The organism is Brevundimonas sp. (genome assembly GCF_036659295.1).
Taxonomy (GTDB): Bacteria; Pseudomonadota; Alphaproteobacteria; order Caulobacterales; family Caulobacteraceae; genus Brevundimonas.
The window spans coordinates 56,936-80,109 of record NZ_JAVXCU010000002.1 but is presented as its reverse complement, the minus strand read 5'-3'; the positions used below and the strand labels follow the sequence as shown (position 1 = coordinate 80,109).

Annotated in this window: 21 protein-coding genes; 10 read left to right on the top strand and 11 right to left on the bottom strand. The window is 62.8% G+C overall.

Annotation, left to right across the window (positions count from 1 at the left end):
- Nucleotides 1–40: 40 nt before the first annotated feature.
- Genes RSB01_RS00905 through hisC form a run of 5 tightly spaced genes read left to right on the top strand, consistent with a single transcriptional unit; the run spans nt 41 to nt 6,282 of the window.
- On the top strand, nt 41–2,884 hold the full coding sequence (locus tag RSB01_RS00905; protein WP_332589664.1) for an ATP-dependent DNA helicase: 2,844 nt from the start codon (nt 41–43) through the stop codon (nt 2,882–2,884).
- Nucleotide 2,885: 1 nt separating this feature from the next.
- The gene (gene ybaK, locus RSB01_RS00900; RefSeq protein ID WP_332589665.1) at nt 2,886–3,359 is read left to right on the top strand and encodes a Cys-tRNA(Pro) deacylase; all 474 of its coding nucleotides are present in this window, start codon (nt 2,886–2,888) and stop codon (nt 3,357–3,359) included.
- Between the two features lie 44 nt (nt 3,360–3,403).
- Nucleotides 3,404–4,483, top strand: coding sequence for a DUF2125 domain-containing protein (locus tag RSB01_RS00895; protein ID WP_332589666.1), 1,080 nt, complete (start codon nt 3,404–3,406; stop codon nt 4,481–4,483).
- Nucleotides 4,483–5,163 (top strand): hypothetical protein, encoded by a 681-nt coding sequence (locus RSB01_RS00890; protein WP_332589667.1) that lies wholly within the window; start codon nt 4,483–4,485, stop codon nt 5,161–5,163. The genes RSB01_RS00895 and RSB01_RS00890 overlap by 1 nt, the downstream gene beginning before the upstream one ends.
- Nucleotides 5,164–5,181: 18 nt before the next feature.
- Entirely contained in the window at nt 5,182–6,282 is a 1,101-nt protein-coding gene (gene hisC, locus RSB01_RS00885; protein WP_332589668.1) for a histidinol-phosphate transaminase, read from the top strand.
- A 65-nt stretch (nt 6,283–6,347) separates the two neighbouring features.
- Here hisC and RSB01_RS00880 read toward each other — a convergent pair whose 3' ends face one another.
- The 5 genes from RSB01_RS00880 to RSB01_RS00860 all read right to left on the bottom strand — a co-directional run bounded on the left by RSB01_RS00880 (nt 6,348) and on the right by RSB01_RS00860 (nt 10,245).
- The gene (locus tag RSB01_RS00880) at nt 6,348–7,130 is read right to left on the bottom strand and encodes a MipA/OmpV family protein (protein WP_332589669.1); all 783 of its coding nucleotides are present in this window, start codon (nt 7,128–7,130) and stop codon (nt 6,348–6,350) included.
- Between the two features lie 71 nt (nt 7,131–7,201).
- Nucleotides 7,202–7,912, bottom strand: a complete 711-nt coding sequence (locus RSB01_RS00875) for a lysophospholipid acyltransferase family protein (RefSeq protein WP_332589670.1) — start codon at nt 7,910–7,912, stop codon at nt 7,202–7,204.
- Between the two features lie 6 nt (nt 7,913–7,918).
- Nucleotides 7,919–8,566 (bottom strand): YdcF family protein, encoded by a 648-nt coding sequence (locus RSB01_RS00870; RefSeq protein WP_332589671.1) that lies wholly within the window; start codon nt 8,564–8,566, stop codon nt 7,919–7,921.
- A gap of 9 nt (nt 8,567–8,575) precedes the next feature.
- The gene (locus tag RSB01_RS00865; protein ID WP_332589672.1) at nt 8,576–9,475 is read right to left on the bottom strand and encodes an FtsX-like permease family protein; all 900 of its coding nucleotides are present in this window, start codon (nt 9,473–9,475) and stop codon (nt 8,576–8,578) included.
- Nucleotides 9,472–10,245 (bottom strand): ATP-binding cassette domain-containing protein, encoded by a 774-nt coding sequence (locus RSB01_RS00860; protein WP_332589673.1) that lies wholly within the window; start codon nt 10,243–10,245, stop codon nt 9,472–9,474. The genes RSB01_RS00865 and RSB01_RS00860 overlap by 4 nt, the downstream gene beginning before the upstream one ends.
- Before the next feature lie 74 nt (nt 10,246–10,319).
- Here RSB01_RS00860 and RSB01_RS00855 point away from each other — a divergent pair, with 74 nt between their 5' ends.
- Together RSB01_RS00855 and RSB01_RS00850 are read left to right on the top strand one after the other, a co-directional pair.
- Nucleotides 10,320–11,252, top strand: a complete 933-nt coding sequence (locus tag RSB01_RS00855) for an MJ0042-type zinc finger domain-containing protein (protein ID WP_332589674.1) — start codon at nt 10,320–10,322, stop codon at nt 11,250–11,252.
- Entirely contained in the window at nt 11,245–11,778 is a 534-nt protein-coding gene (locus RSB01_RS00850; protein WP_332589675.1) for a phosphoribosyltransferase family protein, read from the top strand. Before RSB01_RS00855 ends, RSB01_RS00850 begins: the two co-directional genes overlap by 8 nt.
- A 33-nt stretch (nt 11,779–11,811) precedes the next feature.
- On the opposite strand, the gene lysA is transcribed toward RSB01_RS00850, so the two are convergent.
- Genes lysA through argH form a run of 3 tightly spaced genes read right to left on the bottom strand, consistent with a single transcriptional unit; the run spans nt 11,812 to nt 14,744 of the window.
- Nucleotides 11,812–13,086: a diaminopimelate decarboxylase gene (lysA, locus tag RSB01_RS00845; RefSeq protein ID WP_332589676.1), complete on the bottom strand. Its 1,275-nt coding sequence runs from the start codon at nt 13,084–13,086 to the stop codon at nt 11,812–11,814.
- Nucleotides 13,087–13,113: 27 nt separating this feature from the next.
- On the bottom strand, nt 13,114–13,326 hold the full coding sequence (locus RSB01_RS00840) for a hypothetical protein (protein ID WP_167175064.1): 213 nt from the start codon (nt 13,324–13,326) through the stop codon (nt 13,114–13,116).
- Nucleotides 13,327–13,340: 14 nt separating this feature from the next.
- Nucleotides 13,341–14,744 carry an argininosuccinate lyase gene (argH, locus tag RSB01_RS00835; RefSeq protein ID WP_332624980.1) on the bottom strand — a complete coding sequence of 468 codons (1,404 nt, stop codon included), beginning with the start codon at nt 14,742–14,744 and terminating at the stop codon, nt 13,341–13,343.
- On the opposite strand from argH, the gene RSB01_RS00830 reads away from it, so the two are divergent.
- On the top strand, nt 14,743–15,363 hold the full coding sequence (locus RSB01_RS00830) for a TlpA disulfide reductase family protein (protein ID WP_332589678.1): 621 nt from the start codon (nt 14,743–14,745) through the stop codon (nt 15,361–15,363). The two genes, argH and RSB01_RS00830, sit on opposite strands and share 2 nt — an antisense overlap.
- 138 nt (nt 15,364–15,501) lie before the next feature.
- Here the strand turns inward: RSB01_RS00830 and RSB01_RS00825 are convergent, their stop codons facing one another.
- Nucleotides 15,502–15,831 (bottom strand): hypothetical protein, encoded by a 330-nt coding sequence (locus RSB01_RS00825; protein ID WP_332589679.1) that lies wholly within the window; start codon nt 15,829–15,831, stop codon nt 15,502–15,504.
- A gap of 735 nt (nt 15,832–16,566) precedes the next feature.
- On the opposite strand from RSB01_RS00825, the gene RSB01_RS00820 reads away from it, so the two are divergent.
- The gene (locus RSB01_RS00820) at nt 16,567–16,917 is read left to right on the top strand and encodes a hypothetical protein (RefSeq protein WP_332589680.1); all 351 of its coding nucleotides are present in this window, start codon (nt 16,567–16,569) and stop codon (nt 16,915–16,917) included.
- 126 nt (nt 16,918–17,043) lie between these two features.
- Here RSB01_RS00820 and clpB read toward each other — a convergent pair whose 3' ends face one another.
- Together clpB and RSB01_RS00810 are read right to left on the bottom strand one after the other, a co-directional pair.
- The gene (gene clpB, locus RSB01_RS00815; protein WP_332624976.1) at nt 17,044–19,632 is read right to left on the bottom strand and encodes an ATP-dependent chaperone ClpB; all 2,589 of its coding nucleotides are present in this window, start codon (nt 19,630–19,632) and stop codon (nt 17,044–17,046) included.
- Nucleotides 19,633–19,761: 129 nt separating this feature from the next.
- On the bottom strand, nt 19,762–22,047 hold the full coding sequence (locus RSB01_RS00810) for a TonB-dependent receptor (protein WP_332624974.1): 2,286 nt from the start codon (nt 22,045–22,047) through the stop codon (nt 19,762–19,764).
- 308 nt (nt 22,048–22,355) lie between these two features.
- Here RSB01_RS00810 and RSB01_RS00805 point away from each other — a divergent pair.
- Nucleotides 22,356–23,174, top strand: an 819-nt coding sequence (locus tag RSB01_RS00805) for a BCCT family transporter (protein WP_332624972.1), incomplete at its 3' end; no start/stop codon positions are given.

Here is a 23,174-nt window from a genome sequence, read left to right as displayed (position 1 = left end):
TTCCTTTTCGTTTCGGTCACAGGTTGACTATGTTTAGGGCGTGACCACCGCCAACGCCCCCTCTTCCACCACTGTCGAGCTGAAAATCGACCTGCCGCCCGCCTTGGCTACGCCGCCGGGTGCCGGTGCTGTTTGCGATGACGAGGGTGCGCGCAAGATCGGGCGCGGTGCCGCCGAGGGGCTGTTGCTGGGTGGTCCGGTTATTATCGCCCATGCCAGCATCACAGCGCGCCGACTGGGTCTGGAAGGCCCGCCGCGCTCCATCGATATTCTGGATGCGCTGGAGCTGTTTGCCTTTGTGCGACCGGCTCGTTTTTGTGCCCCCTCGCCGACAGGCTTGGCGCTGGCATTGGGCCGCGTCGAGCCAAAGGGGGCCGAGGCACAGGCCATGGCCTTGCGCGAAACCGTCGCCGAACTGCTGCAAGAACTTGCGGCCCCTGCCTATCCCAATCGCGAAGAGGCCTATGGTCTGGCCATGACGCTGGATCGCGCCGGTTGGAGCTGGGGCGGGCGCGTCATCAATGCGCTGGAAGCTGGCGGCATCCGTCAGCGCACCTCGCGCGGCTCGGGACTGGATGTGTGGGCACGCCTGCCCGAATGGGAAGACGAGGCCCCGCGCGGCGAGGCGGGCTCTGCGCCCGTCGATAGCGAAAGCGCCCGTATCCGGCTGGAAAAACTGCTGCGCGCTTCAGGCCTAGACGAAACACGCCCCGCCCAGTCCGACTATGCGGCCGAAGCCGCCTATGCCTTTTCGCCCCGCAGCGAAGAGGGCCGACCGCGTATGCTGCTGGCCGAAGCGGGCACCGGCACCGGCAAGACCATGGGTTATCTGGCCCCTGCCTCCTTGTGGGCCGAGCGCAATCACGGCGCGGCGTGGATTTCCACCTATACCCGCGCGTTGCAGCGCCAGATCGACCGCGAGAGCAAGGCGCTGTGGCCCGACGAGGCCGAGCGTCGCCGCAAGACGGTCGTGCGCAAAGGGCGCGAAAACTATCTGTGCCTTTTGAACCTTCAGGACATGGTGCAGGCCGCCCAACTGGGCAATGGCGATCTGATCGGTATGGCGCTGGCCACCCGCTGGGCCGCCCATAGCCGCGATGGCGATATGACCGGCGGCGACTATCCCGGTTGGCTGTCGGGTCTGTTCACGGTGGCCCACGCCCATCAAGCCAGCCCTGCCAATCTGGTGGACCGTCGTGGCGAGTGCGTGCATGCCGCCTGTCCGCACTATCGCCTGTGCTTTGTCGAAAAGACCATTCGCGCCAGCCGCCGTGCCGATCTGGTCGTGGCCAACCATGCACTGGTAATGACACAGGCCGCCTTTGACGGATCGCGCACCGCACGCGGCCTGAAACAGGATGGCGAAACGGCGGCTCTGAAACGCATCGTCTTTGACGAGGGCCACCATCTGTTCGATGCCGCAGACAGTGCTTTTTCGGCCAGTCTGTCGGGGCAGGAAGCCGCCGAGTTGCGGCGCTGGGTTCGTGGCCCCGAAGGGCGCGGGCGTCGCGGGCGCGGACTGGAACTGCGCCTTGGTGACCTGTGCGCCGACAACGAGGCCGCCCGTAAATCCCTGACCGATGCACTGGCCGCCGCCGCCCAGCTTCCGGGCGAAGGCGTATCGGGCCGCATCGCGCCCGCATCCGGCGAAGTGAATCCCATCGGGCCGATCGAGCGGTTTTTAGCCGCCGCCCTCGAACAGCTTCGCGCCCGTGCATCGGAGAATGGCGGCACCGAGTTCGGGCTGGAATGCGCCCTTCGCCCCGTCACAGAATCCGTAATCGAAACGGCGCGTGCCGCGGCCAAGGCGCTGGCCGATATCGAAGCGCCTCTATTGGCCTTGGCCCGCCATCTCGAAGACATTCTGGACGAGGAAGCCGCCGAACTAGACCCGTCCGCCCGCGCCCGTATCGAAGGGGCCTTGCGCGGTCTGGACCGTCGGGCGCGCATGACCCTGCCCGGCTGGCGTTCCATGCTGTCGGCACTGGACGAAGCCGGTAGCGAGCCGGACCCCGACTATGTGGACTGGCTGTCGGCAGAAGCTGCATTCGGTCGCATCCACGAGGTGGCTCTGCGTCGGCACTGGATCGATCCGACTATTCCACTGGAAGCGGCCGTCATCATGCCGTCCCATGGCGTATTGGTGACCAGTGCAACCCTGTCCGATCCGTCGGCCAGCGATCCGTTCGATATGGCCCGTATGCGCTCGGGCGCGGCGCGCCTGATTGAGCCGGCCCGCACGCTGAAGGTCGAAAGCCCGTTCGATTATGCCAATCACAGCCGCATCATTGTGGTCAACGACCTGACCAAGGACGATCCGCGCCAGACCGCTGCGGCCATGCGCGAACTGTTTCTGGCGGCGGGCGGCGGCGGAGTTGGCCTGTTTACCGCCATCCGGCGCCTGAAATCCGTCTATGAGCGACTGGGTCCGGAACTGGCCCGTGCGGGCATCCCGCTCTATGCCCAGCATGTTGATCCGCTCGAGGTCGGCGCGCTGGTCGATGTGTTCAGGGCCGAGAACGATTCCTGTCTTCTGGGCACCGATGCCGTGCGTGACGGGGTGGACGTCCCTGGGCGGTCCTTGCGGATACTGGCCTTTGACCGTGTGCCGTGGCCGCGTCCCGACCTGTTGCACAAGGCCCGACGCGAACGCTTTGGCACCGGCCATGGCGGACGCAGCTATGACGACGCCCTTGCGCGTGGTCGTATCGCGCAGGCCTTTGGCCGTCTGATCCGTCGCGGGGACGACAAGGGTGTGTTTGTGATGCTGGACGCGGCCTGTCCGACACGGCTGTTCTCGGCCCTGCCCGAAGGCACCGAGGTCATGCGCATGGGTCTGGCCGATGCCGTCGATCTAACCCGAGAATTCCTGAAGGTCGAATAGAATGGCCAAGACCACCCCCGCCACACTGGCATTGACCAAGGCCGGAGTGGCGTTTGATCTATTCCCCTATGACTATGATCCGGATGCCCCGCGTGTCGGGCTTCAGGCGGCGCAGGCCTTGGGCATAGCGCCCGAGCAGGTGTTCAAAAGCCTGATGGTACTGGTGGACGAGCGGCCCGCCTGTGTTGTCCTGCCGTCCGATTGCGAGGTCAGCATGAAGAAGCTGGCCGCCTGCCTCGGTGGAAAATCGGCCCACATGATGAAGCCCGCCGATGCCGAGCGCCTGACCGGATACAAGGTCGGCGGGGTCAGCCCCTTTGGACAACGCAAGGCCGTCCCCACCGTCATGGACGAAACCGCGCAACTGTTTGATGCCATACTGATCAATGGCGGCCAGCGGGGTTTGCTGCTGGGTTTATCGCCCGATGACGCGCGGGGCGCCGCGGGCGCGATCTGGGCCGACATCACGGCCTGATAAGGACACAAGACGTTCGCAAATGCCTGATCTATAAGCGCCCCATGACCACGCAATCCCATACGGCTTCCGACCCCGCGCCACGACACAGCCGCCGCGCCCTGTTCGTGCCCTTCATTATTTTCGGCATTGTTCTGGCCGTATGGACCGTCTGGTGGTTCTGGATGGCCTTCGAGGTCAAAAGCCAGCTTCACACACGCTTGGAGCGGCTGGAGAAAGCGGGCTGGAGCATCGCGTACAGCAAGACTTCCACGCGCGGCTGGCCCCTGCATACGCGCATCGGCCTGCATGATGTGAATGTGCTGGCCCCGTCGGGCCACGGTTTGCGGGCTCCCGAAATTCTGGCCGAGGCCAATAGCTATAACCCGCTGCGCTGGGTGGTGGCTGCACCGGACGGCCTGACACTGGTCCGTGCCGAAAAGGGCGAGACACTGGTTCAGGCCGAAACTATCCGGATGAGCCTGTCGGGCCTTAGACAGCGCTGGCCCAATCTGGCTTTCGAGGCGGTTAAACCTCGCTTTACCGCCATCGGAGAGGCTGCACCCTTCCCTCTGGCCGATGCCGCCCTGATCCAGCTCTATATGCGCCCGCACATCACCGCCCGCACCGAGGCCGGTGACGATGTCGATATTCTGGTGCGTCTGATCGAGGCCAAGGGTCGCGAGGGTGGTCCGGTTCAGGGTTTTACCCAGAATGACCAACTGACCCTTCAGGTCGAGGCCGTTGTCGAAAAAGCCTCGGCCCTGCGCCAGCCCTCTACGCCTGCGGGTCTTCTATCGGCATGGACGGCCGCCGGTGGACGTTTCACCGACATCAAGGGCGAGATGAAGGCGGGCGAAACCCATGCGCTTTTAACCAGTCCTCTGCTGACGGCCGACGACAAGGGACAGCTTGAAGGCGAGGTCGCGTTCAAGGCTGAAAAACCTCTGGCGGCTCTGGTCGGACTGGCGGGCAGCCATCAGGGCACGCCCGCTGACCGCGCCGCCGCCGCCCGCGCTGCCGCCACAACGCCGCAAGGGGCCGAGGAGGATGGCGAGCAAAAGGTAGAACTGAGCGTCATGTTCCGTAATGGCCGCACCTATCTGGGTCCGTTTGCACTCGCACCGGCTCCACGGCTGTTCTGATGCTCGAAGCCCCCGCCGAAGACCCGCACCGCCTGTCCCTGGATCAGGCCATCGCCAAGGCCGTCCTTGAGCGTCAGGCCGCAGGCGCGCGGATACGCCCCGATGCCGATGCCCTTGCCCTGCGTCAGGTCCTCAAGGACCTGCATCCGACGCAAAGGTCGGCTGTGCGGGCCGTACTGGGGCGTATGGAAGCCGGTCTGGGGCGTGCGGTCATGGCCTGCGGCGGCGTTTCGCAACTGCTGGCCGCTGACCGGTGGGGCCCCTTTGCCCGCCCGCTGGCCGAACCGGAACAGGCCATAGAGGCGGCACGGTCCGGCGCGCGTGTTCTGGTCGATATCGGAACGCGCCCGTGGTGGGCAAAGCTGTTGGCGACACCCGATGTACGCGTCATCGCCGCCCTGCCCGACGATGCCCGTGCTCGGCCACGCAGCCTGATAATTTCAAACGAAACCAGCGGCCCGACCGGTGACGACCGAACCTTCTGGATCACCGACAGCCCTATGGCCGAGGCGGCCATTATCCAGAGTCTGTCGAACAATGGTCTGGCTGCCGAAGCTTTGGCACAGTCAGGTGCCTTGAAGCTGTTCGCTCTAAGCGGTTATGTGCAGGCAGAAGACGGGAGGCTTCAGGGCGCTCCCGGCCAATTGAGCGGCATCATCGGTGCGGCCCCCATATTCTAGACTATCGAGGAAGCGTCCATGACTGAAGCCCGTCACTCCGCCCCGAGCCCCAAACCGGGTATTCTCGATATTGCCCCCTATGTCGGTGGCAAGGGGGCTCTGGCCGGTGTGGCCGAGCCGATGAAGCTGTCCTCGAATGAAAACCCGCTGGGGGCTGGTCCCAAGGCCCGCGAGGCCTTTGCCTCGGTGCTGGACAAGATCCATGTCTATCCGGATGGCCGCGCCGACAAGCTGCGTGCGGCCGTTGCCGAGTTGCACGGCATCGAGGAAGAGCGTCTGATTTTCGGCAATGGCTCGGACGAGGTGTTTGCCCTGTTGAACCAGACCTATCTGAGTGCAGGCAACAATATCGTCACGGGCGAATACGGCTTCCTCGCCTATCGCATCTCGGCACTGGGTTGCGAGGCACAGGTCAAGCTGGCCCCCGAGCCGGGCTATAAGGCCGAGGTGGATGATTTATTGGCGCAGGTCGATGCGCGCACCAAGATTGTCTATCTCTCCAACCCGTCCAACCCGACCGGAAGCTGGCACAGCGCTGAAGAAATCCGCCGCCTGCATGCGGGCCTGCCCGCCCACATCATTTTGGTCGTGGACGAGGCCTATGCCGAATATGTCGTGGAGCCAGAATGGGAAAGCGCCATTGATCTGGCGCATACGGCCGAGAACATTGTTGTCACCCGCACCTTCTCCAAGATCCACGGTCTGGGCGGCCTGCGCATCGGTTATGGCTATATGCCCAAGGCGATGGCCGAGGCGATGGACCGTATCCGCCTGCCGTTCAACGTATCGGTGCCGGGAATTGCCGCCGCCATCGCCGCTGTCGGTGATGTAGACCACCAGAAAGCCTCGCGTGATCTGGTGCTGGAATGGCGTCCGCGCCTGACACAGGCGATCAAGGGCTTTGGTTATGATGTGCTGCCGTCGGTCGGCAATTTCGTGCTGGTAATGTTCAAGGACCCCGCCGAGGCCAATGCCGCCAGCGACTATCTGAACCAGAAGGGTATCATTGTGCGCGGTGTCGGCGGCTATGGCCTGCCGCAAGGCCTGCGGATCACCATAGGTACGACCGACCAGAACCGCGCCGTCTGCGATGCTCTCAGCGAGTTTGCCGCCCGCTAATCTGCGTACCCTACAAAATCGCCGCGCTCCTTTCGGGGCGCGGCGATTGTCATTTTCAGCTTGGCCTACATGCCGTTGAAGCGGGCCACCCCGATGATACCGGCACGCCAGATGTGGGACTCTTCCAGCAACGGGCTGTTACGTGCATCGCCCATATATTCTTCGTAGTTCACAAAGGCCCCGACGCCGTAGCGCGGTCCGACCGGTACAGCCAGCAAGGCCGAAACCCCCAGCCCCGACAAACCGCCATCACCTTCGAATGCGCGATAGCCGCTGGATATGGCCTCGTCAGGCGTCACACCGAAATAGCGGTTCAACCGGTCGGAATCTCCGCCACGCCCATAGGCCATGACCTGCAACAGTCCGACTGGCGTAATCCGCTGATGGCCGATCTGGGCATTCCAGGTCATACCCGCATCATCGTCGGTAACATCCTGCGAGATACGGCCACCGACGACCACATTCCCCGGCAGGCGTTTGAACGCATAAAGCGTGGCATCGGCCCCTAGATCGGGACGGTTATCAAAGCCATCCAGATCACCCGCCGCAAAGCGCGGGCGCAGTTGCACACCGGCACGGAAATCATCGCGCTTGATGGCATTCCAGCCGATCCCGTCCAGACCGTTGGCATAGACGACATCCTTGTAGGAAGCCGAACCCCAGAAAGTCCAGTTTACATCCTTGCTGTCATTGCCCGTGGCGCTGAAGCCGCGCACAAAGCCGCCGCCAACATCGACCTTCCAGGTCTTGGCAACCTCGACCTCTTCATAAGGCTGGGACTGGGCGACAGCCTGTCCCGCCAAAAGCGAAACGGCCGAGAATGCAAGCATAGCCAGAGTGCGTGACACATGAAGCTCCTGTGGGGAGAAGCCACAACGCGCATGCGTCATGGACTGTTGCTTCAGTGCAAAGACGAATTTTAAGGCGTCAAAAGGGCAATCGATGCTGTTTCAATTCGTTCCTGCATCAGCTTCATCATCTCGCCGCGCTTCAGGCCCGCGGGGATGGGCGGCAGGAATTCGAAGACGACCGTACCCGGTTTGAAGCCCAGCACGCCCTTGGCCGGCCAGTGCTGGCCCGAATTGGTCGCGATCAGGTGGCAAGCACTGTCCACGTCACGATAGATGGCCGCCACACCCGGCTTGTACTCGCCCGCCACGCCCGGCTGGGTGCGGGTGCCTTCAGGGAAGATCATGATCTGGCGGTTTTCGGCCAGACGGGCGCTTGTATGCTGCACCATATCCTTGAGTGCCTTGGCATGGGCCGCGCGATCCACCGGGATCATCTTGGTTTTCCATGCGAACCAGCCAAAGAACGGCAGAGACATCAGCTCTTTCTTCAGCACAAAGCACGGGTCATTCAAGAAGGTGAAGGGGATCACCACATCCAGCATGCTTTGGTGTTTGCCGGCAACCAGCGTGCCCCCTGTCGGCCGGTATTCCAGACCGCGCAGTTCGACCTTGATACCGGCAATCCAGCGCAGCCCAAACAGCACCATCCGCGCCCAGAGCTTGATAACGCCCATCGCGTAGCGGTGCGGTAGAAACAGCGCTGGCGACATGCCCACAGCGCACACCAGGATCGTCAGATACAGCCACAGCGAAAACAGTACGGAGCGGATCGTATTCATAAAAGGTCAGGCCTTGTCAGCTTTGGTGCCCGCTGCAGGCAGCACCATTTCGGCGGGGCGTTCAGGGTGGAAACCGCGCAATCTGTGCCACGCTTCACGGCCCAGTACCGCCAAATATTTCATGTATTCAAGCGTCATGCGACGCGCCGATTGCTCGTGTCGCCACCAGTCAGGGCGGTCCAGCGTTGGCGTTCCTACGGCATAGGGTACCATCACCACCCCCGGCAGGGCGCTGCGGACCTCTAATAGGCTGCGCGGCATATGATAGTCGGATGTGACAACGATCAGTTTGCGATAGCTGTTACGACGCGCCCATTCGGCGATCTCGCTGGCATTTCCAACCGTGTTTTCAGCCTCGAAACCCAGATCGACACAGCAGTTGAAAAGCTTACTGGAGCCGGGCGTCAGGGCGCGAAGCTCCTTGCGGCGCACCTCGCGATTCACACCCGAAATCAGCAACCGGTCACCCTTGTCCTGCTCCAGAAGCCGGATAGCCGCATTGACCCGCTCGGCCGCCGGACCAGTCAGGGCCACAATCGCATCCGCGCGTTCGGGTTCTGTGGCGGGCGTGAAGTCCTGAACGCGTCCGGCAAAGACGAGCAGGCCTACCAGCCACATCAGGACAACCGCAGCAATGAGGGTGATGAATCTCATTGCCCTCTACTACCTACGACCTGACAGCTTCGCCAGTGCTGTAAAACGTGCCGCAAGCACAGCCGTTACCGCAGCTAGAACCGGACAGACAATAATCGCCACCAGATCATGGAAACGTACCGGAAGGGCTGGCGTCAGTCCCGCCTCGCCCCCCAGCAATCGCAACAGAGCCATGGCCAGACCGGCCAGCACCGCGCCTGCCACACCTGCGGTCAGGGCCAGCTTGCCGAACTGCCCCTGATAGAGCCCGGCCACATGACGGTCCGAAGCCCCGTTCAGGCTCAGGGTTTCGATAATATCGGCCTGTGCCGTCATGCCCGATCGCGTGGCATAGGCAATCACTGCGGCGGTCGCGCCCGCTATCAGCACAAAGGCAGAAATCGCCAGCACCGTCACAATGCCCGCCGCGCGTTCCACTTCGCCGCGCCACAGGCTGTGGTCGTCCACCGAGGCATCCAGTCCGGCCTCGGCCAGAGCACGGCTAAGGGTCGGGGCGCTGGCGGGGCGTTTCTCGTCCAGTCGCACGACCACCAGATGCGGCAAAGGCAGATCGGGCAGCACGGCCTCGCCCACCCAAGGGGCCAAAAGACGCTCCGACGCCTTGCGGTCCAGTGCGTAGGCTTCATCAACGCCCGCAACCGCAGCAAGGGTTTCGGCCGCGCGGGCCGCTGCCGCAGGGCCGGTTTCGTCTACTCGCGGTCGCACCTGTACAGTGGCCTCTCCGCGCAGTTCACGCGCCCAGCCATGCGCTGCACGATCCGCCGCCAAGGCTCCGATAGCCGAAAGCGTCGCAAGGAAGCACAGCACGGCAATCACCGCCGCCAGCCATCGCTCGCCCGACCGTTCGCGCGGCAGCAGGGTGCCCGGCACCGGCAGGGGTTTACGGATCACCGAAGGGTTGGCGCTCACAGGGCACCTCCGGCTTGGTGTGGCTGGGACTCTGTAGGCTGAGACTCTGGGGGGCGTTGTGGCGGCACCATCTGGCGCAGATAGCCGTCCTCCAGTCGCAGCAGGCCTGCGCCATAGCGTTCGGCCATGTCCTCGTCATGGGTCGCAATCAGGATGGTCGCGCCCAGCTTGTTCAGGGACAGGAACAAGCGCATCAGTTTTTCGCCCATGGCGCGGTCGACACTGCCGGTCGGCTCGTCGGCCAGAATCAGGCGCGGGCGGGTGATCACAGCACGGGCTATTGCCAGACGTTGTTTTTCTCCGCCCGACAGCGACGGCGGCAAGGCATCAAAGCGACCGCCCAGCCCCACCCAGCGCAGCATCTCGGCCACATCCTGCACATAGTCGCGCGGACGCTCGCCATTCAGACGCAAGGGCAAGGCCACATTGTCGAAGGCCGACAAATGGTCCAGCAGCCGGAACTCCTGAAACACGACGCCCATTTTTTGGCGCATCGAAGGAATGGCCGAACGAGGAATATGGGTCACATCCTGTCCGAACAGGCTGATCCGGCCTGTATGCGCCCGCTCGCTCAGGGTCATGAGGCGCAAAAGCGTAGACTTTCCTGCTCCGGACGGTCCGGTAAGGAAATGGAAAGAGCCATGGGGCAAGATAAGGTTAACATCGCGCAGAACCGAAGGCCGGTCAGCATAACCGAACCCTAGGCCTCTGAGGCGGACGACATCGATATCTTTGTTGGGTGCCGTAGGGCGACGTTCTTGGATTGGCATAGGGTGTTTTCGTTTTGGACCGGGGCGCAGTCGCCCTCGACAGGAGGGGGCGTAACGCCTCTTAGCCGCCGCCTATGATACTGACCTGCCCCGCTTGCGCCACCAGCTATTTTGTTTCCGATGCGGCAATCGGCCCTTCGGGCCGTCGCGTGCGCTGCAAAGCCTGCGGCAATGATTGGCGTGCCCTGCCCGAAGATGCCCCGCTGGAACTGGATGAAGGGGTTGCGCAAAGTCCTGCCCCCAGCCCTTCCAAGCCTGCCGCCGCCATCGAGGAGACCACCGATGATGACGTCACCACGGCCCCGCTGACACAGGCCTTCCGTGCCCGTGCCGAGCAAAAGCGCCGGACCCGTCAGGCTGTTCGTCAGGGACTGGCCTGGGGCTTGATGATTGTTCTGATGCTGCTGGGCTTCCTGGCCGCCTATGTCTGGCGCGATGCTATCGTTGCCCGCGTGCCCAAGCTGGCCAGCGCCTATCAACTGGTCGGTATCGAAACCAACCCTGTCGGGCTGGACTTCGAGGCCATTACCACCGGTTTTGCCCGTAACGATATCAGCCAGATCTATGTCTCCGGCGCGTTGCGCAATCTGCGAGACCGCGAGATTGTCGCCCCGCCTATCCGGATTGCCCTGCTGGACCGCACGGGTCGCGAATACGATCATCACATCCTGCGCCTTGAGGGGGCCCCTGTGCTTCCGGGCGGCGTACGCGGATTTGCCGTGATCCTGCCCAATGCCGATGGCCGTTTTGCCGAAACCAGACTGCGTCTGGTTGCCGACGAGGCGAGCGAAAAGCCGCCGGCACGTCCCGCCGCAGCGCCCGCCCGCAAGACCGCCCCTGAAAAAGCCGCAGCCGAATCCCCTACCTCTATTCCTGCAGGAAAGACCGCAGCGGCAGCCGATACGGACGGCTTGCGACGAATCAGCCAATTGGCACCTTCGTCGGCAATTGGACGATCTGATCTCGACATCGGCCCGTTTGAAGGGGTATCGGCTGGGAATGGCTGATACCTTCCCCCTCGCGCCGACCGTCCTGCTCGCCCAGAGCGAAATCAACCGTATCAATGCCGATCTGGCCCGCCAGATTGCGCCGCTGATCGATGATGACACTGTGGCAGCTGTGTTGTTGACCGGAGGATTGTGGTTCGGGTCCGACCTGACCCGCGCGCTGTACCGCGAAGGCCGCAACGTCAAGTTCGATGCCGTGTGGATGTCGTCCTATGGCGATGACAAGCAAAGCCGCGGCAAGGTGACCGTCCGTGCGCCCTTCCAGCGCTCGATGGAAGGCAAGACCGTTCTGCTGATCGACGATGTTCTGGACACCGGCCTGTCGCTGGTCGAGGCCATCCGGATCACCAAGGAAGCCGGTGCCGCCCGTGTCCTGACCTGTGTGTTTGCCCGCAAGCCTTGCGAGCACGAACGCATGACGCCGGACTTTGTCGGCTGGGAAGCTCCGGCGCGCTTCCTCGTCGGTTACGGGCTGGACCATCAGGGTGGCATGCGTGGCCTGCCCGATATCTGCGCCCTCGACTAAGACAAAAGGCCCCTCGAACGAGGGGCCTTTTCTTTAGAGCCAGTCCGCGATGGGTTCGCGAGCGAACATTTCGTCATAGGTCGGGCGCGGGCGGATGATGGCCCATTTGTCGCCGTCCACCAGAACCTCGGCGGCCAGAGGGCGGGTATTGTATTCGCCGCTCATGACTGCGCCATAGGCCCCGGCCGACATGAAGGCGACCAGATCGCCCGCTTGCAAGGGGGCCAGATTGCGGTCGCGGGCAAAGGTATCACCCGTCTCGCAGACAGGTCCGACCACATCGTGGGGGATGGCCTCGCCGCCCTTGGGACGGACAGGCTTGATGTCGTGGAAGGCGTCATAGAGGGCCGGACGCATCAGATCGTTCATGGCCGCATCCAGAACAAGGAAGCGACGACCGTCGGTGCGCTCGTTCATATGTACCACGCGGCTGAGCAGGATACCGGCATTGGCGGCCATCAGTCGGCCCGGCTCGAAAGCCGCCTCGACGCCAAGGCCCTCCAGCACACCGGCCACCATGGCGATATAGTCAGCGGGTGGCGGAGTATTGGTCTCGCCGTAATAGGGCACGCCCAAGCCGCCGCCCAGATCAAGGCGGGTCACCGACATGCCTTGAGCCCGCAGGGTCTCGGTCATCTGGCGCAGCACCTTGAAGGCGTTTTCCAGCGGGGTCAGGTCAGTGATCTGGCTGCCGATATGGCAGGCCAGACCGACGGGGTTCACATGGTCCGAAGCCGAGGCCACGGCATAGAGGTCCATCGCCTCTTCGACCGGCACGCCGAACTTGTCGCCCGCGCCACCCGTGGTGATCTTGGCATGACCGCCCGCACCGATTTTCGGGTTTACGCGAATGGCGATGTCAGGCTTGGCGGCCATAGAGGCCGCAACGGCGATCAGGCGCTGAAGCTCGGTCGAGCTTTCAACATTGATCTGGCGAACGCCCTCCCCGATGGCGAAGGCCAGTTCCGCATCGGTCTTGCCTACGCCCGAGAAGATGATCTTGGAGGCTGGAATACCCGCCTTGAGTGCCCGACGGATTTCGCCCTCGGATACCGTATCGGCCCCGCAACCCAACTGGCCCAGCACTTTCAGCACCGACAGGTTGGAGTTGGCCTTTACCGCAAAGGCGATCAGCGCATCGCCCAGTGCGCCCTTATGGGCGTCACAGGCTTCGCGCATCAGGCCATAGTGGCGGCGCAAGGTTGCAGCCGAATAGACATAGGTGGGCGTACCCGCCTGCTCGGCGACGGTTTCCAGATTGACGCCCTCGGCATGGAGGACGCCGTCTTTCAGATCAAAATAATGCACGGGGCCTACAGGGAAGGAAATTGGGGCTTAGAAGTCGGGACGACGGCCCGTCGGATCAGCCGCACCACCGTCGATGGGGTTGTTGCTGGACGGGGAAAGGACCGTAGCCGGTTCGCGGTTGCGCTCGGTCCATTTGGAGTTCGAGCGGGCGCTGGGCGCTTCCAGATCGGCCATCTTGCCACAGGCCGAAAGGGTCACAGCCGAGGCCAGAACCATGGACAGGATCAGGGTCTTTTTCATAGGGTTTCCTTGGATCACAGGCGTTGTCTCCAGTCTGCGATACGGGCGCGGACCTGATCGGGGGCCGTACCGCCAAAGGACTGGCGGCTGGCGCACGAGGCCTGCGGGGTCAGGACAGCATAGACGCCGTCATGGATACGCTCGTCCAGCGCCTTCAGTTCGGCGATAGGCAGTTGGCCAAGGTCGAGGCCCAGTTGCTCGGCGCGCTTTACGGCGGCACCGGTGACATGGTGGGCCTGACGGAATGGCAGGTTCAGTTCGCGCACCAGCCAGTCGGCAAGGTCGGTTGCGGTCGAGAATCCGGCACCGGCAGCGGCGGCCATTTTCTCGAGGTTCGGACGGAAGGCCGCGATCATGGCGGTCATCGAGCTGAGCGCGAGGTTCAGCGCATCGAAGGCCTCGAACACCGGCGGCTTGTCTTCCTGCATGTCCTTGGAATAGGCCAGCGGCAGACCCTTCATGACCGTGGTCAGGGCGATGAAGGCCCCGTTGATGCGGCCCGTCTTGGCGCGCACCAGTTCAGCAGCATCGGGGTTGCGCTTTTGCGGCATGATGGACGAGCCGGTCGTCAGATCGTCCGGCAGGGTGATGAAGCCGAACATCGGCGCCATCCACACCACGATCTCTTCGGCCAGACGCGACAGGTGGCCCGCAGCGATGGACGCATCGGCCAGACATTCCAGCGCAAAGTCGCGGTCGGAAACGGCGTCGAGGCTGTTGCCCATCGGGCGGTCAAAACCGAGCGCCTGTGCGGTCGCATGGCGGTCGATCGGGAACGGCGATCCGGCCAGAGCCGCAGCGCCCAGCGGGTTTTCGTTCATACGCGCACGGGCATCGGCAAAGCGGCTGGCATCGCGGCCGAACATTTCGACATAGGCCATCAGGTGGTGGCCCAGCGTCACCGGCTGTGCGGTTTGCAGGTGGGTGAAGCCCGGCATCAGGTCGCCCGCATGCTGTTCGGCGCGGTCCAGAAGCGCGCGTTGCAGGTCTTGCAGTTGTTCGACGGTGCGGTCAGCGGCATCGCGAACCCACAGGCGGAAATCGGTGGCCACCTGATCGTTGCGCGAACGGGCGGTGTGCAGACGGCCCGACGGTTCGCCGATCAGTTCCGACAGGCGCATTTCCACGTTCATGTGGATGTCTTCATAGGCATCGCGGAACGGGAAGGTGCCGTCCTTGATCTCGCCCTCGATCACATCCAGCCCGCCCAGAATGGCGTCGGCGTCAGCCTGCTGGATGATGCCCTGCTTGGCCAGCATGCGGCAATGTGCCCGCGATCCGGCCAAGTCCTGTGTCCACAGGCGTTTATCAACGCCGATAGAGACGTTAATGGCCTGCATGATATCTGCGGGCTTGGCGCTGAAGCGGCCACCCCATAGAGACTGACCCTGAGGGGTTTTCGAAGGCGTATCGGACATGAGCGGCTCTAAACGGACTAAGGCGATCGGCATAGGCGTGGTTGCAGCGGTGGCGGCAATCGGCGCAGCGGCCCTGCTATACGTCAATCAGGACGGCGGGGGCAAAGGTTCTGATGCCGCTTCGACGAATAGCGGTGCTTTTGCCGCCCATGCCAAGGGGCCGCTGGCGCGATTGCAGTCGCCCGAACCGTTCCTTGCGCCCGATTATGCGTTTCAGGATGCGGACGGGAATGCGGTTACCTTTGCCGATTTCAAGGGCAAGGTGACGGTGGTGAATCTGTGGGCGACGTGGTGTGCGCCGTGCAAGATCGAGATGCCGACCTTGGCGGCACTGGCCCAGCGTTATGAGGGTCGCGAGGACTTTGCGGTGGCGGTTATCAGCATGGATACCGACCGTGCGCAGGAGGCGGCCAAGGCCTTTATCGCCGAGAATGCGCCGCTGAAATATTATGCCGATCCGAAATTCCAGCTGGCCTTCGAGTTCCCCGGCAAGGGGGCCATGCCGCAGACCATGATCCTTGATCGCGAGGGCAAGGTGGTGGCTGTGATGGTCGGCGAAGCCGACTGGAACGGCGAGGCCGCCGTCGCTCTGCTCGAAGACGTGCTTGAAGAAAAATAGCCCACGTCGGGTCGGGAGGTCCCGAAGGGCCGACGAACGCGGGCCACTTTAAAAAGCTCCCCTAACGCTCGCCGCACGGCGGCTTGCTGCTTGAGGGGAGCAGCCCGCGCAAGACGCAAGCGCGGGCCACTTTAAAAATTAATGTTTTTCGAGTTTGGCGCGGGCTTCGGCGGCAGCTTTTTCAGTCGCGGCAGCGGCGTCGGCGGCACCGTCCTTGATGGCTTCGCCAGCCTTGTCGGCAGCTTGACCGGTGGCGGCAGCGGCATCGGTGGCGACGGTGGCGGTGGCGTCTGCAGCATTGTCTACGGCCGTGGCAGCAGCATCACCGGCGCGCTCGGCAGCGGCGGTCGCATCGGCAGCGGCGGCATGGGCGTCAGCCTCGGCCTTGTTTTGCTCGGCTTGGGTGCAGGCAGCAGCGCCCAGAGCCAGAACAGCGGCAGCAGCGATGGAAAGCGAACGAATACGCATGGGATCAACCCCCTCGTGGTTCTTGAAAACGGCCAACGCCAAGCTGGCCATTGCGCATAACGCTGTCGTGAGATTCTGGTTGCGAGAATGTGATCAGGAAATCGGGAACCACGATTTTTACCGCCCTGCGCATGCGCGGGCGGTAATAGGAAGGCTTGGCGAGGCACCGGATCATCGTCCGGAATAGATTTAGTATTACCGTTTCGGCTTTTTGACTGGGCCACGGTCGTCGGCCCTGCGGGACCTCCCGACCCGACGCGGCCTAGTGACTGACGCCCCGCGCGGGAAGTTGTTCGCGAGCTTGGAGCAGGCACCGTTATTAGTGGTTACCTCCAGCGCCCGTGGCGGGCAGCTTTCGCAGACGACGAAAGCTGGAACGGTCCGGGTATCCACCCCGACCCTTGCCGGAGCCTCTTCGTGCGCACGAGGTGCGTCACAGGCTCCACCGGCGTCATGCGTGTGCATGACCCCCGCTCTTCTCGCTCCCGCCGCCGCATCGGATCGCCGGCCGAGCGAGCCCTCCCCTGCGACGGGACGAAGGGATTATGTGTGAGGGTTCGGGTCGGGCGCGCTGATGCGGGCCAATGGGTCTGGGGGCGTTGATTTTATAAGGGATATCAGAGCGGGGTGTGCTGGCTGCGGCCTTATTCTGTGCGGGTTTTCCGAGATGTGCGCCCTGCTCTGCTTGCTGGAAACGGTGTGATGGCCGAGGGTTGCGTAAAACAGGAGGCCATTATGAGTGCCGACTATCTGGCTATCTTCACCAGCGACAAGACCGGCCCCAAATGGCGGGCATGGCGGGCGATGAGCGAGGCCCAGCAGGCCGAAACGGCGCGTGTGGGGGTGGCCGCCGTTGCGGCATGGGAAGAGGCGCATCGCGACGTCATCGTGTATCGGGGCGGCCCACTCGGCCCGACCAAGCGCATCGGGGACGACGGGGTTGTAAGCGATGTGGTCAACCTGCTGACCGTTTTTATGGTGGTGCGGGCCGACAGCTTTGATGCGGCGGCAAGGCTGTTCGAGGATCACCCGCATATGGATCCCTTCCCCTGCGACGGGGTGGAGGTGATGCCGGTGCTGGGGTGAGGCTGGCGAGCCTATCGCGCTGGCGCGCGCCGCTGGGTCCCCCGATCAAGTCGGGGGATGACCGCAGGGGTGTCGGGGGTGACGAAAGAAAAGAAAAAGGGCGGCCTGTGGGGCCGCCCTTTTCTGTTAGTGGACTTGGGGTTTGCCGATGACGAGGCCGTCTGCGCCGGCGGTGACGTGGACGACACTGCCATCCTCGAACTCGCCTTGCAGGAGTTTACGGGCCATGGGGTCGACCAGTTGTTTCTGGATGACCCGCTTCAGGGGGCGGGCACCATAGACGGGGTCGTAACCCTTGTCGGCGAGCCATGCGAGGGCGCTGTCGTCGAGGTCCAGAGACAGGCGGCGTTCAGCCATGAGGGCTTCGAGGCGCTTGAGCTGGATGCGGACAATACCGCCCATCTGTTCGCGGCCGAGGCGTTTGAACAGGATGATCTCGTCGATGCGGTTCAGGAACTCGGGACGGAAGTGGCTGCGGACAGAGCCCATGACCAGTTCGCGCACATTCTCGACATCGTCGCCCTCGCCCTGATTGGCGAGGAATTCGGACCCCATATTGGAGGTCATGATGATGAGGGTGTTCTTGAAGTCGATCGTGCGGCCCTGACCGTCGGTCAGGCGACCGTCGTCCAGAACTTGCAGCAGGATGTTGAACACATCGGGGTGGGCCTTTTCGACCTCGTCGAACAGGATGACCTGATACGGGCGACGGCGGACGGCCTCGGTGAGGGCACCGCCTTCATCGTAGCCGACATAGCCCGGAGGCGCGCCGATCAGGCGGCTGACCGAGTGTTTTTCCATATATTCGGACATGTCGATGCGCGTGATGGCGCTGTCGTCATCGAACAGGAACTCGGCCAGAGCCTTGGTCAACTCGGTCTTGCCCACGCCCGTCGGGCCAAGGAACAGGAAGGAGCCGATCGGCTTGTTCGGGTCGTTCAGGCCCGCACGGGCACGGCGCACGGCGTCGGACACGGCTTGTAGAGCCGGTTCCTGACCCACGACGCGACCGCGAAGGGCGTCTTCCATGACGAGCAGTTTTTCACGCTCGCCTTCCAGCATCTTGTCGACAGGCACGCCGGTCCAGCGCGACACCACCGCCGCGATCTGTTCGGCATCGACGACCTCGGCAGCCAGGGCCGAGGCTTTTTCTTCCTCGTTGGCCTGCGCCTCTTCGAGCTGGCGTTCCAGTTGCGGGATCTGGCCGTAGGCGATCTCGGACGCACGGCCGAGGTCACCCGAACGCTGGGCGTTGGTCAGTTCCAGACGCAGGCGGTCCAGCGTCTCGCGCAGTTGAGCGGACTGGCCGACCTTGTCCTTGGCGGCGCGCCACTGGGCGGTCATGTCGTCGGACTGGGCCTCGAGATCGATGATCTCGTCTTCAAGCTTTTCGAGGCGATGGCGCGAGGCGTCGTCGTCCTCTTTTTTGAGGGCTTCGCGCTCGATCTTGAGCTGGACGAGGCGGCGGTCGATTTCATCCAGAGCCTCGGGCTTGGAATCCACGGCCATACGCACACGCGAGGCCGCTTCGTCGACGAGGTCGATCGCCTTATCGGGCAAGAAGCGGTCGGTGATGTAGCGGTTCGACAAGGTGGCGGCAGCCACGATGGCGCTGTCGGAAATACGCACGCCGTGGTGGACTTCGTATTTCTCTTTCAGGCCGCGCAGGATCGAAACCGTGTCCTCGACCGTCGGTTCATTGACCATGACGGGCTGGAAGCGACGGGCAAGGGCCGCGTCTTTTTCAACGTGCTTGCGGTACTCATCGAGCGTGGTGGCACCGACGCAGTGAAGCTCACCACGCGCCAGAGCAGGCTTGAGCAGGTTGGACGCATCCATCGCGCCGTCACCCTTGCCCGCACCGACCAGCGTGTGCATTTCGTCGATGAAGAGGATGATCTGGCCTTCGGCCGCACCGACTTCGTTGAGGACCGCTTTCAGGCGCTCCTCGAACTCGCCACGGTATTTGGCACCGGCGATCAGCGCGCCCATGTCGAGAGACAGGACACGTTTCTCCTTCAGGCTTTCGGGCACATCGCCATTGACGATGCGCTGGGCCAGACCTTCGACAATGGCGGTCTTGCCCACGCCCGGTTCACCGATCAGGACGGGGTTGTTCTTGGTACGACGCGCCAAGACTTGGATCGTACGACGGATTTCTTCGTCGCGGCCAATGACCGGATCGACCTTGCCGTCAGAGGCGGCCAGAGTCAGGTCGCGGGCATAGCGATTGAGGGCGTCATAGCCGTCTTCGGCGGAGGCGCTGTCAGCGGTTTGGCCCTTGCGGATTTCGGCAATGGCAGCGTCCATCTTGGCGGGGGTGACGCCCACGCCCTTCAGGACAGCGGCAGCCACACCGCCTTCGCGGGCCAGGGCGGCAAGGATACGTTCGGTGGTGACGAAGGCGTCACCGGCGGCCTTGGCGTCGTCCTCGGCCTTGGCGAAGACGCGGGCGGTGTCGCCGTCCATGTAAAGCTGGCCGGAGCCGCCCGATACCTGTGCGCGCTTCTTCAGCGCCGTCTCGGTGTCGGTCACGGCCTTGGCGGGGTCACCACCGGCCTGGGTAATCAGATTGCGGGCAAGGCCGTCACGCTCTTCCAGCAACACCTTGAGGATGTGCTCGGGAGCGAATTGCTGATGTCGGCGGGCCAGTGCCAGAGACTGGGCCGACTGGATGGCCTGTTTGGCGCGGTCGGAATAGAGTTCAATATTCATATGGGCATCCCCTTAGAGGCGGATTTGGGGGTCGCGCCCTTCAGTTGAAGCAGCGCAACCCCGATACCGATCAGTTGGGAATGCCGACGTTACCCCGCAAGGGGAAACATCAACGAAATCAGCCTATGGTTAGCTTCCGGTTGGGCCAGAAGAGAAGTCGAACTGTTCCGGCTGACGGCGTGGGCTGGAGCCCAGCTGCCAGCTGAGGCCGATATAGAAGGCACGCAGGTTGATCTTCTGCTCGTTCAGTTCGCGGAAGGCGGGGGTGTCGTAGCGCACCGTATTGTCGAACGAGTTGAACAGGTCGCGGCCCGTGACGTTCAGCGACAGCTTGTCGGTCAGTTTGCGGCGGTAGCCGAGATTGACCATGCCGCCCGCCTCGCGGGTGCCTTGGGCCAGCAGGCTCTCGCCCTGCCAGAAGCCGGTGAGCTGGATGAAGTCCTTGTCGTTCGGCTGCCAGTTCAGGCTGAGACGGCCACTGACCATGGTGCCTTCGCGGTCGCGTCCGCCAGCAATACCGGCAGCGTCGATCTTTTGCTGGAAGACATTGGCACTGGCCCCGTAGCGCAGGGTCGGCAGCAGACGGCCATTGGCGCTGACTTCCAGACCCAGATCACTGCGCGAGCCGAGATTTTCGGGACGGGTCAGGATGATGCCGTTGCCGATGTCGCTGGCGACGTCGGTGAAGGCCTTGTTGGTGTCACGATAATAGGCGGTTGCCTGATAGAAGGACTGGCCTTTGCGCAGTTGCCACATGGCCTCGAAGGCGTCGGTTTCCTGCGGCTCCAGATCGGGATTACCCGAGGTGCGGCGCATGGGGTCCTGATAGGATACGAACGGGTTCAGCTGGGCCAGTTGCGGGCGCTGGATGCGGCGCGAATAGCTGGCGCGCAGGGTCTGGGTCTCGGTCAGCTGATATTGCAGGTGGCCGGTCGGATAGGCGCGGAAATAGTCCTGCGAGGCGGACAGGCCGCCGGTCAGGTCATTAATTTCGATCTCGGCCTGTTCCAGACGCAAGCCTGCCTGTGCGGACAGTTTGGGGGTCAGGGCGCGCTCGTAGGTCGAGTAGAGGGCGTGAACCGTCTGTTCGCCTTCGAAGCGGTTGCTGAGGCCGGGAACGAGCGCAAGGCTGGCCTCGGACAGACCGCGACGGAACTGTGTGTCCTGATCCGGAGAGGTATAGGTCAGCTCGTAGCCGAGGCGCAGTTTCTCGCCTTCGGCCATCGGGCGCACATAGGCGCTGGTGAAACCAACAGTCTTGGTATCGACCGTGGTGTTCATGCGCTCATAGGTGTCGGGGTTTACCGGCTGGGCAAAACGGGTGTGCAGCAGGAACGCGTTATCATTGCCCTGCTTGTCATAGCGCACTTCATTGGACCATTCGTGGCCCTCGGTGTTGAAGCGGTGCAGGACGCGGGCGGTCGCGCCGATATTGTCGATGGTGATATTGCCGCCGGTCGACAGGGTATAGGCGCTGGTCAGATTGCCATTGGCATCGCGGGTTTCATAAAGACCCGCATTTTGCGGATCGATATCGAATACCATGGCGCGGACCTCACCGGTCAGCTGGGTGCGGTCGGTCAGTTTATATTCGGCCGAGAAGCGGCCAAAGCCACCCGTTTGTTCGGTGTCCGAGGTCTGGTTGACCGTGGTGGTGCTGGTCACATTACCCGCTGCGTCTAGCAGTTCGCGGCGCGAGGGGAAGGTGAACTCATTGGCATCGGAGCGGTAGCTGAGATCGCCCGACAGGGTCAGCTTGTCTTTCTGGTACGAGCTGCTGATGCCGGTATTCCAGCGGCCGTTATCGCCGACATTGAGACGCACCGAGCCGGTGGTCTGCACACCCGGTCGCGGCGCTGTGGGTTTGGTGATCAGGTTGATGACGCCGCCACCGCCCTCGGGGCTGTAGGCCGCCGAAGGATTGGTCATCACCTCGATACGGGCATACTGGTCGGCGGGGAGTTGCTGGATGGCCTGCGCACGACCTTCGCCGCTGAGGATACCGGACGGGCGGCCATCGACCAGAATGGTGACGCTGGAATTACCGCGCAACGAGACATTGCCCTGCGGGTCGACATCGACCGAGGGGACATTGCGAAGGGCGTCGGCCAGAGAACCGGTCGTGGCCTGCAGGTCGTTGGCGAGGCTGTAGCTGATGGAATCGATAGAGGTGCGGATGCCGCCGCTCTGGGCGCTGACCACCACCTCTTCGACCTTGGCCGGTTCTTCCTGCGGGGTCTCGGCCGGTTTGGCCTGAGGCGTTTGAGCAGGTTGCTGTTCGGCCTGTGCCGGACGCTGGGGGGCGGACTGGGGGGAATTCGGGGGGGACTTCTGGGGGGCTGTTTGAGCCAGGGCCGGTGTGCCGATAGCGGCGATGGCCGCACCCGTCAGCAGCGTAATTTTCAGGCGGTTCATGGTCGGTCTCGATTGCAGCGGTCTGTAAAGCACGCTTTACCGCACGAGGCATTCCCGCAAAAGTTACATCGCCGCAATCTTATTTGGTTTCAAAACCTTACACGGATTTAATCTTTCGTTCTCGCCTTCTAAAGGCTTGAATCCATGCTGCGTTTTCAGTGCGACACCGCATCGCTGAACCGCTTTACATACCCGCGCGATACCGAAAGTCGGGAACCGTGACACAAAAAAGCCGTTACCTGTTCATGCTTGCATCCATCAATGCCCGCACCTTTTGGGGTGCGAGTGCGATCATTGGCGTTTTGCTCATGGTCACACTCATCATTCCGGACACTGCTGCCAGCGTGTTCGGATCGGCCCAGAATTGGACCATCGAAAATTTTGGCTGGTTTTATGTGACGGCAGTGGCCGTCTTTTTTGTTTTATTGCTGGTTATCGCCTTTGGCCCCATGGGCCGTTTGAAACTGGGTCCGGATGATTCCGAACCGGATTTCCCGTTCCTGTCATGGGTGGCCATGCTGTTCGCGGCGGGCATGGGTATCGGCCTGATGTATTTCGGCGTCGCCGAGCCCGTACAGCACTATGTTACTCCGCCCGATGTCGCGCCCGAAACCATGGAAGCCGCGCGCGAGGCCATGGCCATCACCTATACCCATTGGGGCCTGCATGGCTGGGCCATCTATGGTCTGGTGGGATTGGCACTGGGCTATTTTGCGCACCGCAAGGGTTTGCCGCTTGCCATGCGCTCGGCCTTCCATCCGCTGATCGGGGACCGCATCTATGGTCCCATCGGTGATCTTATCGACATCTTTGCGATTTGCGGCACCCTGTTCGGGATTGCCACCTCGCTGGGACTGGGTGTCAGCCAGATTGTCAGCGGATTGAATGCCGTGTTCGGCCTGCCCGCAACGCCGTGGATGCAGGTGATCCTGATTGTTTTCGTCGTCGGACTGGCCACGATTTCGGTTCTGTCGGGCGTCGGCAAGGGGGTTCGCCGCCTGTCGGAACTGAATCTGGTTATCGCCGTCTGCCTGATGCTGTTCATCATGCTGGCGGGGCCGACCCTGTTTCTGATCCGCGCCTATGTGCAGAATTTCGGCCTGTATCTGGATCACTTCATCGTCCGC